This window comes from Curtobacterium sp. 320 (assembly GCF_031455235.1).
Lineage (GTDB): Bacteria > Actinomycetota > Actinomycetes > Actinomycetales > Microbacteriaceae > Curtobacterium.
Map to the genome: position 1 here is coordinate 1 of NZ_JAVDSI010000012.1, position 12,488 is coordinate 12,488.

13 protein-coding genes and 1 riboswitch are annotated in these 12,488 nt (G+C 70.8%); of the genes, 8 read left to right on the forward strand and 5 right to left on the reverse strand.

Features of this window, described 5'->3' with window-relative positions:
• Positions 1–203: 203 nt before the first annotated feature.
• Positions 204–313: riboswitch (TPP riboswitch) on the forward strand.
• From J2X60_RS14695 to J2X60_RS14710, 4 genes are all read left to right on the forward strand, one after another.
• Positions 310–951 carry an ECF transporter S component gene (locus J2X60_RS14695; protein ID WP_070416623.1) on the forward strand — a complete coding sequence of 214 codons (642 nt, stop codon included), beginning with the start codon at positions 310–312 and terminating at the stop codon, positions 949–951. Its footprint overlaps the riboswitch before it by 4 nt.
• A complete protein-coding gene (locus tag J2X60_RS14700; RefSeq protein ID WP_309888466.1) occupies positions 948–2,633 on the forward strand; it encodes an ABC transporter ATP-binding protein in 1,686 nt (561 codons plus the stop codon). The genes J2X60_RS14695 and J2X60_RS14700 overlap by 4 nt, the downstream gene beginning before the upstream one ends.
• Positions 2,630–3,451 (forward strand): energy-coupling factor transporter transmembrane component T, encoded by an 822-nt coding sequence (locus J2X60_RS14705; protein ID WP_309888468.1) that lies wholly within the window; start codon positions 2,630–2,632, stop codon positions 3,449–3,451. The genes J2X60_RS14700 and J2X60_RS14705 overlap by 4 nt, the downstream gene beginning before the upstream one ends.
• On the forward strand, positions 3,444–4,019 hold the full coding sequence (locus tag J2X60_RS14710) for an ATP-binding protein (RefSeq protein WP_309888470.1): 576 nt from the start codon (positions 3,444–3,446) through the stop codon (positions 4,017–4,019). Before J2X60_RS14705 ends, J2X60_RS14710 begins: the two co-directional genes overlap by 8 nt.
• Here J2X60_RS14710 and J2X60_RS14715 read toward each other — a convergent pair.
• The gene (locus J2X60_RS14715; RefSeq protein ID WP_309888472.1) at positions 3,967–5,391 is read right to left on the reverse strand and encodes an MFS transporter; all 1,425 of its coding nucleotides are present in this window, start codon (positions 5,389–5,391) and stop codon (positions 3,967–3,969) included. The two genes, J2X60_RS14710 and J2X60_RS14715, sit on opposite strands and share 53 nt — an antisense overlap.
• Positions 5,392–5,492: 101 nt before the next feature.
• On the opposite strand from J2X60_RS14715, the gene J2X60_RS14720 reads away from it, so the two are divergent.
• Both J2X60_RS14720 and J2X60_RS14725 read left to right on the forward strand, forming a co-directional pair.
• Positions 5,493–6,920 (forward strand): LLM class flavin-dependent oxidoreductase, encoded by a 1,428-nt coding sequence (locus J2X60_RS14720; RefSeq protein ID WP_309888474.1) that lies wholly within the window; start codon positions 5,493–5,495, stop codon positions 6,918–6,920.
• Complete coding sequence (locus J2X60_RS14725; RefSeq protein ID WP_309888479.1) at positions 6,917–8,197, forward strand: acyl-CoA dehydrogenase family protein; 1,281 nt, start codon at positions 6,917–6,919, stop codon at positions 8,195–8,197. Before J2X60_RS14720 ends, J2X60_RS14725 begins: the two co-directional genes overlap by 4 nt.
• A 114-nt stretch (positions 8,198–8,311) precedes the next feature.
• On the opposite strand, the gene J2X60_RS14730 is transcribed toward J2X60_RS14725, so the two are convergent.
• The 4 genes from J2X60_RS14730 to J2X60_RS14745 form a co-directional block, all read right to left on the reverse strand.
• Positions 8,312–8,656 carry a metallopeptidase family protein gene (locus J2X60_RS14730; protein ID WP_071295921.1) on the reverse strand — a complete coding sequence of 115 codons (345 nt, stop codon included), beginning with the start codon at positions 8,654–8,656 and terminating at the stop codon, positions 8,312–8,314.
• 392 nt (positions 8,657–9,048) lie between these two features.
• Positions 9,049–10,410 carry a hypothetical protein gene (locus tag J2X60_RS14735; protein WP_309888482.1) on the reverse strand — a complete coding sequence of 454 codons (1,362 nt, stop codon included), beginning with the start codon at positions 10,408–10,410 and terminating at the stop codon, positions 9,049–9,051.
• A 79-nt stretch (positions 10,411–10,489) separates the two neighbouring features.
• Complete coding sequence (locus tag J2X60_RS14740) at positions 10,490–10,927, reverse strand: ImmA/IrrE family metallo-endopeptidase (RefSeq protein WP_309888484.1); 438 nt, start codon at positions 10,925–10,927, stop codon at positions 10,490–10,492.
• Between the two features lie 10 nt (positions 10,928–10,937).
• Positions 10,938–11,384 (reverse strand): hypothetical protein, encoded by a 447-nt coding sequence (locus J2X60_RS14745; protein WP_309888486.1) that lies wholly within the window; start codon positions 11,382–11,384, stop codon positions 10,938–10,940.
• 169 nt (positions 11,385–11,553) lie between these two features.
• Here J2X60_RS14745 and J2X60_RS14750 point away from each other — a divergent pair, with 169 nt between their 5' ends.
• Positions 11,554–11,793: a hypothetical protein gene (locus tag J2X60_RS14750; RefSeq protein WP_309888493.1), complete on the forward strand. Its 240-nt coding sequence runs from the start codon at positions 11,554–11,556 to the stop codon at positions 11,791–11,793.
• Entirely contained in the window at positions 11,790–12,029 is a 240-nt protein-coding gene (locus J2X60_RS14755) for a helix-turn-helix domain-containing protein (protein WP_309888495.1), read from the forward strand. Before J2X60_RS14750 ends, J2X60_RS14755 begins: the two co-directional genes overlap by 4 nt.
• Positions 12,030–12,488: the final 459 nt, after the last annotated feature.

The following is a 12,488-nucleotide window of genomic DNA, read 5'->3' on the forward strand; positions in this document are numbered from 1 at the left end:
GGTGGTTGGCCCGGGCGCCCCACGCGGCCGGGGCGGGCGGCGGGGTCCTCGCGCCCCGCCCGGCGGGGGGGAGGGGGGCCGCGCGCCCCGCGGCCCCCCCCCCCCCCGGCGGGGGGGGGGGGGGGGGGGGGGCCCCCCCCCGCGCCTCCAGGACGTGCCGTGGTCGCGATCCGTCACCGGGTCGCGACCACGTCTACAATGGCGGGACACACACGGGAGTCCGGGATCGCCGGGCTGAGAGGGAGCGAGTGGCGCTCCGACCGTCGAACCTGATCCGGATCATGCCGGCGCAGGGAGGAGTCCAGGGCCATGTCCACGAGCACGCACACTGCTGTTCCGTCCACCCCCGTCAGGCGCTCACTGCGCTGGCGGGTCGTCGACATCGTCGTCGCGAGCGTGCTCGCCGTCGCGATCGGTGTCGTCTTCAAGCTCTGGGAGTTCGGCTACGAGCCGATCAGCGCCGTCGCCGCGCTCGTGCTCCCCGGCACGCAGGCGCTCTTCGGCGGGGTGTGGCTGCTCGCCGGGCCCGTCGTCGCGATCATCGTCCGGAAGCCCGGAGCGGCCCTCTACGCCGAGATGGTGGCCGCCTCGGTCGAGGCGCTCCTCGGCACGCAGTGGGGCTGGCTGACGCTCGAGGCCGGCCTCGTGCAGGGCCTCGGAGCCGAGCTGGTGCTCGCGCTCTTCCTGTACCGCGTGTACCGCCTGCCGGTGGTCGTGCTCGCCGGTGCCGCGGCCGGGCTGGCGCTCGGGCTGAACGACACGGTGCTGTGGTACCCCGGACTCGACCTGGCGTTCAAGGTCGTCTACGTCGTCTCGGCGATCGTCTCCGGTGCGCTGATCGCGGGCGTCGGCTCGTGGTTCCTCGTCCGAGCGCTCGCTGCGACCGGCGTCCTGTCGTCGTTCGCGGCGGGCCGTGAGCACTCCAGACGCGGTCCTCGCACCGTCGCGTGACCGTGCCAGCCGCGCGGATCACCTTCTCCGACTGGGGCTGGCGGTACGCGGAACGTGACGCCTGGGCCGTCCGGGGCGTCGACCTGACCGTCGATCCGGGGGAGCGGGTCGCGATCGTCGGTCCCTCGGGCGCCGGCAAGTCGACGCTGCTGCGGGCGGTCGCGGGCGTGCTCCCGGACGAGCCGGACGCCACCGACGACACCGCGGCCTCCGTCCAGGGTTCGGTCCTCGTCGACGGTGCCGAACCGCGTGCGGTCCGCGGCCGCGTCGGCCTCGTCATGCAGGACCCCGAGGCGCACACGGTGATGTCCCGCGTCGGCGACGACGTGGCGTTCGGCTGCGAGAACGCCGGCGTCCCGCGGGGCGAGATCTGGCAGCGCGTCCGGTCGGCCCTCGACGTCGTCGGGCTCGACCTGCCGCTCGACCGCTCCACCACGATGCTCTCCGGCGGGCAGCGGCAGCGGCTGGCGCTCGCGGGCGTGCTCGCCATGCGACCGGGTGCCCTCGTGCTCGACGAGCCATGCGCGAACCTCGACCCCTCCGGGGTGGTGCAGGTGCACGACGCCGTGCGGGCGCTGCTCGACGAGACCGGGTGTTCACTGCTCGTCGTCGAGCACCGCATCGGCACCTGGCTGGACCTGGTCGACCGACTCGTGCTGCTGGAGCCGGCCGGGGGTGTCGTCGCGGACGGTGCGCCTGCGGACGTGCTCGCCGAACACGGTCCGGCGTTGACCGCCGCCGGCGTCTGGGTGCCCGGGTCCGAGCCCGAACAGGGTTCCGCGCGTCGGGGTACCCGCACGTCTCCGCGAGCGGGCGAAATGCGCGGGGCCGACAACGGGGGACCGGACGGAATCCGCCCGCTCGGCGACGCGGGACCGCGAGTGGGCGGAATGCACGGGGCCGACAACGGGGGACCGGACGGAATCCGCCCGCTCGGCGATCGGGACCCGCTGCTGCTCGCGGCGCGGGGGCTCGGGACCGCCCGGGGCAGGCGGCAGCCGGTCGGGAGCGGGATCGACCTCGACGTCCGAGCCGGACGGGTCCTCGCGGTCACGGGGCCGAACGGCATCGGCAAGTCGACGCTCGGCCTCACGCTCGCCGGGCTCCTGCGCCCCGCCGCGGGGACGCTCCGCGCGGGCACGGCACTCGCCGACGGCATCGGCGACGCCCCCGCCGCGTGGACGAGCAGGCAGCTGGCCGGTCGGATCGGCACAGTATTCCAGGACCCGGAGCACCAGTTCGTCGCCCGCACCGTGCGTGAGGAGCTGGCCGTCGGCCCCCGCGCCCTCGGAGCGGCGGACGTCGACGTCCGGGTCGACGAGCTCCTCGACGCGTTCGGCCTCGCGCACCTCGCCGACGCCAACCCCTTCACGCTGTCCGGCGGTGAGCAGCGGCGGTTGGCGATCGGGACGGTCATCGCCTCCCGGCCGCCCGTCGTCGTGCTCGACGAGCCGACCTCCGGTCAGGACCGGGCGACCTGGCAGGCCGTCGTGGACCGGCTCGGCGAACTCGCCGACTCCGGCACCGCGATCGTCGCCGTGACGCACGACCGTGACCTCGTCCGCGCGCTCGACGCGGACGAGATCGTGCTCGGCGCGAAAGGCGCGACAGGAACTACGGGGGCGACGACCGTCGGGCCGGCCGCCGACCTGCGCGACCCGGCCACGGAGGTGCAACCGTGACCGCGCACCACGCCGCGGCCGGTCTGCCCGGACGAGCCGCGCCTCCTGGACCACCCGACGGCACCACGCGTGCACGCGGCGTCCGCGGCGTCCAGCCGGTGGCCTCGCTGCTGGGCGTCCTCGCGCTCGGCGTGTGCCTCGTGCTCAGCCTCGACGTCGTGTCCGCGGCGGTCGCGCTCGGTCTCGAACTCCTGCTCCTGCCGCTCCTGCGGATCCCGCCCCGCACGCTGCTGCTGCGGACCTCGCCGGTCCTGGTCGCGGTGCCGCTGACCGCGCTGAGCATCGCGTTGTACGGGCGGCCGTCCGGGCGGTCCTGGTTCGACCTCGGGTTCGCGCACGTCACCGACGGGTCGCTGACACTCGCGCTCGCGACGGCGCTCCGTGTCCTGGCGATCGGGCTGCCGGCGGTGGCGTTGTTCGTGCGGGTGGACCCGACCGACCTCGCGGACGGGCTCGCGCAGCTCCTGCGGCTGCCGGCACGGTTCGTGCTCGGGGCGCTCGCGGCGATCCGGATGATGACGCTCCTCGGGGACGACTGGCGACAGCTCGGCATGGCTCGTCGGGCCCGCGGCGTCGCGGACACCGGACGGTTGCGGCGAGGCGCGTCGATGGCGTTCGCGCTGCTCGTGCTGGCGCTGCGGCGGGCGACGACGCTGGCGGTGGCGATGGAGTCGCGGGGGTTCGGCGCTCCCGGGCGGCGGACGTGGGCGCGGAGTGTGCGGTTCGCGGGGCCGGAGTGGGCGATGGTCGGCGTGCTCGTCGGGATCGGTGTCGTGTCCATCGCGGTGGCCGTGGGTGCGGGGACGTGGCGTGCCTGAGGGGGAACCCGACGCGGGTGGCGCGCGCGGCGCGGCCGGTCTCGACGACTCGCTCGTCGAGGGCCTCGCCGCCGCGGCCGCCGGGGTCGCGACCGCATCCGGCACCCGCCTCGTCGTGCTCGTCGACGGCAGGTCGGGCACGGGCAAGACGACGCTCGGCGACTCCCTGGCGGACCGGCTCGGCGCGCAGGTCGTCCACCTCGACGACGTCTACCCGGGATGGGACGGGTTGCAGGCCGCCGCGGAGGCCGTGGTGACCGACGTCCTCGGGGGACGCTCCGGCTACCGACGGTGGGACTGGGCGACCTCGCGCCCGGCGGGGTGGGCCGCCGTCGACCCCGGGCAGCCGATCGTGGTCGAGGGGTGCGGTGCGCTGTCCCGGGGCTCGGCGCCGCTCGCGTCGTTGCGGGTGTGGCTCGAGGCCGACGACGACACCCGGTGGGAGCGGGCGATCGGGCGTGACGGCGAGTCCTTCGCGCGGGAGTGGGACCGGTGGGCGGCGCAGGAGGCGGCGTTCATCGCTGCCGAGCGGCCGGCGGAGCTGGCGGACGTGGTGCTGCGGACGTAGGGCGCTCCGCGGCCGGCGCCCGACCCGCCGCGCCCCGCGCACCCCGCCGGGCGGCCGCCACCGGGTCCACCGCGAACACCGCGGCCACGATCGAGAGCACCGCGTACACCCCGAGGTACCCGCACAGGATCCACGGAGAGCCCCCACCGAGCTCGACGAACACGGCCGCGAGCAACGGCGTGAGCCCCACCGAGAAGATCGACCCGATCTGGTACCCGAGCGACATCCCCGAGTAGCGCCGACCGGTCGGGAACTGCTCCGCGAACCACGCTGCCTGGGGCCCGTAGATGCTGTCGTGGAACACGCACATCCCGATCAGCGCCACGAGCGGCAGCAGCACGAGCGGCCCCGCGTCGAGGAACGCGAAGAACGGCCAGATGAGCACCGCGATCCCCGCCGCCGACCAGATCGTCAGCACCCGTCGGCCGACCCGGTCGGACAGCCAGCCCCAGAACGGCGTCGACACGAGCGACACCGCGGAGATGACGAGCACGGCCTGGAGCCCGGCCGAAGCGCCGGACGGGCCCCGCACCGACCCGAGGTACGTCAGTGAGTAGGTCGTGAGGATCGAGTACAGCGCCGGCTGCACGAGCCGCAGCCCCGCGGTGACGAGGATCGCCCGCGGGTGCCGCCGGATCGCCTGCCACACCGGGAACCGCTCGATGCCCCCGGAGGCGCGCAGCTCCTGGAAGACCGGCGCGTCCTGCACGCCGAGCCGGATGACGAGCCCGACGGCCACGATCACCGCCGAGAACAGGAACGGCAGCCGCCAGCCCCACGCCAGGAACGCCTCGGTGCCGAGCAGCCCCCGGACGAGCGTGAAGACACCGGTCGCGAGGAGCATGCCGCCCGCGGACCCCATCTGCGTGAACGCCCCGAACAGTCCGCGGTGCCGCTCGGGTGCGTGCTCGACGGACAGCAGCGCCGAGCCGCCCCACTCGGCCCCGGCCGCGACACCCTGCAGCAGCCGCAGGACCACGAGCGCGACGACGGCACCGACGCCGATGGTCGCGGCCGAGGGGATCACCCCGATCAGCGTCGACGCGATCCCCATCAGCACGAGCGACGCGACGAGCAGCTTCTTCCGGCCGATCCGGTCTCCGAGGTGGCCGGCGATGATCCCGCCGAGCGGGCGGGCGACGAACCCGACACCGTAGGTCGCGAACGACGCGATGACGCCGACCGCGGGGGTCACGGAGGGGAAGAACGTGGGCGCGAACACGAGCGCGGACGCGGTCGCGTACAGGTAGAAGTCGTAGTACTCCACGGTCGTCCCGACGAAGGACGCCAGGGCGACGCGACGGCGGGTCGCGGTGGTCGACGGTGCGGTGGAACGGACTGGAGGCGCGGCTGCGGTGGTCGAGTTCGGCACCCTCAGGAGCATGGTCGCGTCGCGCACCTCGGGGAACACCCCGCGTAACGCGAGGTCACGTCACGCCCTCCCGCGACACCACGACGGGGAACATGGACCGCATGAGCGATGCACCGAACCGCCCGCTGCGCTTCGCGGCCTTCGTCATGAACACGACGTCGCACATCCAGCACGGCCTCTGGCGGCACCCGGACGCCCGCCAGGCCGATTTCGACGACGTCACGCTGTGGACCGACCTCGCGAAGACCCTCGAGCGCGGGAAGTTCGACGCGATGTTCTTCGCGGACGTCGTCGGGACGTACGGCCCCGGACGCGGCGACTACTCGACGAACCTGCGCGAGGGGCTGCAGATCCCCTCGAACGACCCGTCCGTCCTGCTCTCGGCGCTCGCCGTGTCGACGGAGCACCTCGGGCTCGCGTTCACGTCGAGCGTCATCCAGTCGCACCCGTTCGACTTCGCCCGCAAGGTCTCCACCCTCGACCACATCACCCGGGGCCGGATCGGCTGGAACGTCGTCACGAGCGCCCTCGACAGCGCCGCGCGGAACTTCGGCGCCGACCGGCTCGAGGAGCACGACGAGCGCTACGTGTGGGCCGAGGAGTACCTCGAGGTCTGCGCGAAGCTCTGGGAGGGGTCGTGGGAGGACGGCGCCGTGCTCAAGGACCCGGTGCGCGGCTACGCCGACCCCGACAAGGTGCACCGCATCGACCACCACGGGAAGCGCTACGACGTGCAGGGCCCGCACCTGTCGGCACCGTCGCCGCAGCGGACGCCCGTGCTCTTCCAGGCGGGGTCCTCGCCGGCCGGCCGTGCCTTCGCCGCGCGGAACGCCGAGGCCCAGTTCATCCTGACGTCGAACCGCGACGCCACCGAGCAGCTCATCCGCGAGACCCGTGACCTCGCTTCGGCAGCGGGGCGGCAGCGGGACGACATCGCCTTCTTCCTCGGGCTGACGTTCGTCACCGGGGCCACCGAGGCCGAGGCGAAGGCGAAGGAAGCGGAGATCGACGAGTACCTCGCGGCCGACGGCTTCCTCGTGCACTCGAACCTCGGGTTCGATCCCGACACCGGCGAGGCGCTCGACCCCGAGACGCCGCTGTCGGAGGTCCGCACGCACGCCGGCCAGTCCCACCTGCAGTGGCTCCGGGAGGCCGCCGGCGACCGCGAGCCGACGATCGCCGACCTCGCCCGACTCTCCGCGAAGCTCCGGGCCCGGGTGGTCGGGACGCCCGAGCAGATCGCCGACGAACTCGCCGACTGGCAGCGCGCCGGGGTCGACGGGGTGAACGTCATCAACTGGACGCTGCCCGGCTCCTACGAGGAGTTCGTGGACCACATCGCCCCGACCCTGCAGGAGCGCGGACTGATGCAGTCCGAGTACCGCGACGGGACGTTGCGCGAGAAGCTCTTCGGCCACCCGCAGCTGCCCGACAGCCACCCCGCACGGCGGTGGCGTGGAGCGTTCACGGGCGGAGCCGCCGGAACCGGCGCGGACGCCGCGCGCGACGCCGTGGAGGTGACCGCATGACCGACGCGACGACGACCGCCGGGGGCGAGCCGTCCCTCCAGGGCGGCACCGCGACCAGCCGTCTGACGGAGCTGCGCGCTCGGTTCCGGCCGCTGTTCGACCGCATCCGCGAGGGGGCCGTCGACCGCGAGCTGGCGTCCGGGACGCCGGGGGACCGGCCGCTGCCGCACGACGAGGTTCGTGCGCTCGCCGACGCGGGGTTCGGACGGCTCCGCGTGCCGGAGGACCGTGGCGGGTTCGGCGTGACGCTCGTCGAACTCGTGCACCTCGTCGCCGACCTCGCCGCTGCCGACTCGAACATCGCGCACCTGTGGCGCGGGCACTTCGGGTACACCGAACTCGTGCTCCTCCGGCCGTCGTCGACCGGGCGGGACGAGTGGCTGCAGCGGATCGTCGACGGGGCGATCATCGGGAACGCGACGTCGGAGCGGACCGGGACGACGCTCGCCGACATCTCCACCACGGTGCGCGTCGCCGAGGACGGTTCCGTCCGTCTCGACGGCCGGAAGTTCTACTCGACCGGGACGCTCTACTCGGACTGGATCTACCTCGCGGCGGACCGGGACGGCGACCGGGTCACGTTCGCGGTCCCGACCGATGCGGTCGGCGTGACCTCGGTCGACGACTGGGACGGGTTCGGGCAGCGGTTGACCGCGTCCGGCACCACGGTGTTCGACGGGGTGTCGGTCGACCCCTCGGTGGTGTCGGCGTACCGGGACGCCCCGCTGTCCCACATCCAGGCCTTCTACCAGCTGTACCTGCTGGCGGTCCTCGCCGGGATCGGGCAGGCGGTGTCCGACGACGCCGTCGCGTTCGTGCGACCGCGTACCCGGACGTACATCCACGCGAACGCCGCGCGGCCCGGGGACGACCCGCAGGTGCTGGCCGTGCTCGGCCGGTTGTCGGCCGGGGCGTTCACGGCCCGGTCGCTCGTCGTCGCCGCGGCGGGGCTGCTCGACGGGGTGGTGGGCACGAACGAGCCCGGGGCCGGCGTCGACCGTGCCCTGCTGGACGCCGCCGAGAACGCGGTCTACCAGGCGCAGATCGAGGTCGGACCGCGGGTGCTCCGGGCGGCGTCGGAGCTGTTCGAGGTCGGCGGGGCGTCGGCGGCCGATCGCACGCGGGCGTTGGACCGGCACTGGCGGAACGCCCGGGTCGTGGCGTCGCACAACCCGGCGGTCTACAAGGAGCGGCTCGTGGGGGAGTACGCGTTGCACGGGCGGGGGCCGGTGGACGCGTGGGAGAAGTACCACGAGGTGGGGCCGACGCGGTTCTGAGGTGCTGGGGCGGGCGGGCGGGCGGGTGGCGAGACTCGGCCCGGCGGACAGTTTCGCGCCCGCACCGCCACGAAAGTGTCCGCCCAGCCGAGACTCGGGCGGCGTGGGCGGCGGCTACGCCCAGCCGAGCTCGTGGAGGCGCTCGTCGTCGATCCCGTAGAAGTGCCCGATCTCGTGCACGAGCGTGGTGTGGACCTCGTCCTTGAGCTCCTCGAGCGTGTCGCACTCGGCGAGGTGCTGCTTCCGGAACAGCACGATGCGGTCCGGGAGCTCGCCGAAGCCGTACTGCCCGCGCTCGGTCGCCGCGATGCCGTCGTACACGCCGAAGAGCTCTTCGCCGTTCTCCGGTTCGTCCTCGACGACGAACACCACGTTGTCGAGGCCGTCGACCATCTCGTCCGGCAGCAGGTCGAGTTCGTCGGTCACGAGCTGTTCGAACGCGTCGGCGGACATCTCCATCACGTCGCCGATCGTTGCAGGACAACCTGATCGAACGACGAAGGCCCCGGTCCGAGGGACCGGGGCCTTCCGCTGATCTGCATCAGCACTGGGGTGAATAACGGGTCTCGAATCAGTTGCACGCTGGCACCGATTGGAGCGGTCCTTCCCCGTCATCTTACGGATGCACGGTTGCTGAGACCGGGCGGCTCAACACGCTCACGATAGCCCGAAATCGCTGGTGTTTGCAGCCCGGGCTACGCCTGGTCGTCCCACTCCGACTGGCTCTAGAAAGAGAAAGGAGGCCCCGGCTCATGCGAGCCGGGGCCTCCTCGGAAGCTTCTGTCACAGATCAGGCGTGGACATCGCTATTCCTCTCCGTGTCGTGGTAACCCATGGGGTTGAGTGTCACTCTAGTCGCCCTCGGATGCTTGTGCATCCTCGGACGCCTTGAGTGTCAGTGCCTCGTGGTAGGCGCGTACGTCCGCCAAGAGTGGCCAGGCTAGCCAATGCTCAGCAGGCAGCTCCTCAGACTCCAGCATCTCCCTGGCAAGCGTGTGTGCTGCTTCTACCTGGTCAAGGAGAGCCATCTTCGCGAGGCGAAGGTTGTTGCTCTTCGATCGAGTGTCGAAACGCTCAACAGCCTTCCGGCATTCCGCGAACCGACCCAGCTGCTTGAGAGCGATCCAGCCGTTGACCTGGATGATGTGCTTCGCGAGTTCGTCACGCATCCGGTTCAACGCCAGGTGCTGGACGATGGAGATAACGGCTTCGTACCGCTCTTCCTGCAGAAGGTAGTACGTGGTGTTGGAGATTCGCCGTTCCATGCGTTCCTGCGCTTCGACATCGCGTGCCGACTTGAAGGTCGTACCGGCAACGAGGCTCAGAGCGACGACGAACAGAGCGTCCGTTGCGTCGGCCAGGTATTTGTAGTCAACGACCAACTGATCGTGCAGATCCGCTTCGACCTTGAAGTCCTTGAGGTTCTCAAGGTACTGCCGAGACACGACCCCAGCGCTGTGGACCATGAGGTGTCGTCGCTGGATGACCTCCAGGGTCTTGAACTCGGTGCTTCGCGCCGGCCGCGGCACCCCGAAGCGCCGCTCCAGGAGGTCGAACCAGTCGGAGAACGAGCCGTACAGCATCTTCTCGACCGCGTGATCGGCCACGTGCTCGCGCATCTCGGCAACCGTCTCGAAGCGTTCGATCTCGCCCCATGTGTACGACTTACCGAGCTCGCTGAGCTTGCCGGGTTGGTGCGCGTACAGCGCACGTGCGACCGCGCCCACCAGCGTTTCGAGCTCCCCCACGAGCGAGACCAGCAGCGATCCAAGCAACATCGGCGTCGGAGGAGGGCTGAGTGTTACTCGCGCGATGCTCTCGAGGTAGCTGCTCAGCGCCCCTGCTGGCAGGTCTTCGGAGAGTGCCCTGAACGTGCTGGCTACGACTTCGACCCGCTCGTCGTCCGAGAGGCCCTGCTCTTGGACCACTTCATCGAGAGTGCTCGTGAAGGAGTTCATCAGGTCGTCGAGGGTTTTCTCGTCAACCTCACTCAGTTGTTCTTCGATCAGCTCCTTGGCGCGTGTCTTCGCGTTGTCGATGTCGTCAGCTCGCTCCTGCACGTAGCGGGCCAGGCGGCGGATCTCGCGCTGCCGTTCGCGGAAGGTGTTGAAGCCGGCCGTGAGAGCGAACTCGAGAAGCTCGTCCGCTGTCAGCTCTTCCTCCGAGCTGCTATCGGCTTCGTCTACCGCCGGATTTTCGTCGTTTTCGGTCATTGCCTCCCCGTTCGTACAGCTTCTGAGAATAAGTCACGCCGGTCGGCAACGAAGTTGAACCGCGACCCGACTTCGGGGGTCATGAAAGCGCCCGCGCAAGGTCGTTCGTGAGATGGCCACGCGGTGATCGGCTGTAGGTGCGCTCGCCGAGTCGCTGCAGGCACATGGCGCGGTAGTCGTCGACGATCCCAAGGGTGACGCCCAGTTCCTCGGCGATGTAGAACGCATCGGAGCTGACGCGCTCCGCGTCGGCGTAGTCCTCAGGATGCACGAGCAGATACGCCGCGTAGGCGCGGGCCTGTCGCTCCTCGGGGCTGTTCGGACCGGCGTCGCAGGCGTGGCCGTAGTGGACGTGGCCGAGCTCGTGCGCGAAGACCGACCGAACCTCGTCGGGGGTGAGGCTGATGTCGATGAAGATCCTGCCCTCGTTCTCGTCGTAATAGCCATTCGCGTCAGCGATGTGGCACATCTCGACACGCACCCCGTACCGTGCTGCCAGGTTCAGCAGGTCCCGCATACCCCTCCGATCACTCCGCGAATGGCTGTTCTGCCTTCCGCGGCCCCTTCTGCGCAGCACGCCCGTAGCTGCTGCGAACCTCGTTGGTGACGTCGAGGTTGTCGTCTGCATCTTCATCGAGGGCACTGACATCGATCGGACCGGTGATGGCGCTCGACGCCTTGCCTGCCTGCACGCGCTTGAGCGTCTCGGCCATGAGTTCGGCGTCCGAAGCGTTCGCGAGGGCCTGCTCGAGCATGCCGGATGCGGCCTCTTCGGCGGTGATGTACCCGACCTTCACGAACATCGGCACGACAGGGATCCCGTAGGCGCGGCAGATCGCCACGAGCGTGCGCACGGGTAGGTCTCGCAGCTGGCGGTTCAGCGTGCTCGGCTCCATGCCGATGCGCGTCGCGATCGCGCGCATGCTGCGTGCTCCGGTTGCCGCCTTCAAGATCAGGTCCATGTCGTTGTCCACGGTCCCCACTTTGTAGCAACTTTGCATCACTGTCAATGCCCCCTGACGCGGTACGGCAACGATCGGCGCGACACTGTTGCGACATGGCTCCATTTCTGATGCGCATCCGCTTCAAACTGTGGCACACTTGCATCATACCGAAGCGAAGACGCAACAGAGAGAGGGGACCATGGCAGCCACTATCCGCGTGAAGCCCGGACTCCTCGAGCGGCTCCGCAAGATCAACGGCATCACCAGTGAAGAGCACCAGGCTCGGCTCATGGGTGTGCACCGCATCACACTCCGACGAGTGGACGATGGCGCGACCCCCTCGGGCGCGTTCATGGCCGCTCTCTGCGAGACGTACGGGCTTGGTCTTGGGGAAGCGTTCGAGGTGGTGCAGGTCAACGCGATCGAGCAAGCCGCATGACCGCGAGCGCCGGTGTTCCGGCGGCGCTCGCCGAACCAGACGTCACACGTAAGGAACTGGCGCTGGCGCTCGGAGTCTCCCTGGACACTGTGCACCGGCTCACCCACAGCGGAGACATCCCCTACATCCGTCGGGGTCGCATCTACCGCTACAACCTCGCCGAGGTCCGCGCGGCTCTCCGCCCGCAGACCGTCGACAGCTGGGCTCGTCCCAGCCGCAAGAAGCTCCGCGCCTAGCGCGGCACACATCTTCCGATCAGCGCGCCTTATGGAGGGCGCTGTTCGGCGCGCCCGGAAACGGGCGCTGCACGACTCGCGTCGCCTGCTCCTACTCGAACGGGTTCCAGGCCCAGGCACCAGCAGCCAACCGGCTGCGGCGGCGACATCAGCGGGACAACTCCACAGAGGCACCACTAGCAGGCGGGTGAACCACACCCGGTGTGCACGGTCGTCGTGGTGGACGGCCGAGCATTCCCGCCGAGTTGCCGCAGGCAGCCGCCCCTCGTGTCCGGGCGGTGACCAATCAAGTTGACCAGCGACCGGCAGCGATCACACACGACACACGCCTGTCCCCAGGCGCTGCCACTCGCGCAGCGGGGCCAGTCCGGGAGCGCGCACTCGGAGCAGGCACGACAGCGACGGAGTTGACCCGAACCTCCGCCGTCGCTGCCCCCTCTCACCCGACATTGAGCGGAA

Excerpts from the sequence above, each read along its gene's own strand:
- J2X60_RS14750 (WP_309888493.1), top strand. The coding sequence starts at position 11,554 with ATGGCAGCCACTATCCGCGTGAAGCCCGGACTCCTCGAGCGGCTCCGC.
- J2X60_RS14725 (WP_309888479.1), top strand. The coding sequence starts at position 6,917 with ATGACCGACGCGACGACGACCGCCGGGGGCGAGCCGTCCCTCCAGGGC.
- J2X60_RS14695 (WP_070416623.1), top strand. The coding sequence starts at position 310 with ATGTCCACGAGCACGCACACTGCTGTTCCGTCCACCCCCGTCAGGCGC.
- J2X60_RS14730 (WP_071295921.1), bottom strand. The coding sequence starts at position 8,656 with ATGGAGATGTCCGCCGACGCGTTCGAACAGCTCGTGACCGACGAACTC.
- J2X60_RS14755 (WP_309888495.1), top strand. The coding sequence starts at position 11,790 with ATGACCGCGAGCGCCGGTGTTCCGGCGGCGCTCGCCGAACCAGACGTC.
- J2X60_RS14720 (WP_309888474.1), top strand. The coding sequence starts at position 5,493 with ATGAGCGATGCACCGAACCGCCCGCTGCGCTTCGCGGCCTTCGTCATG.
- J2X60_RS14735 (WP_309888482.1), bottom strand. The coding sequence starts at position 10,410 with ATGACCGAAAACGACGAAAATCCGGCGGTAGACGAAGCCGATAGCAGC.
- J2X60_RS14740 (WP_309888484.1), bottom strand. The coding sequence starts at position 10,927 with ATGCGGGACCTGCTGAACCTGGCAGCACGGTACGGGGTGCGTGTCGAG.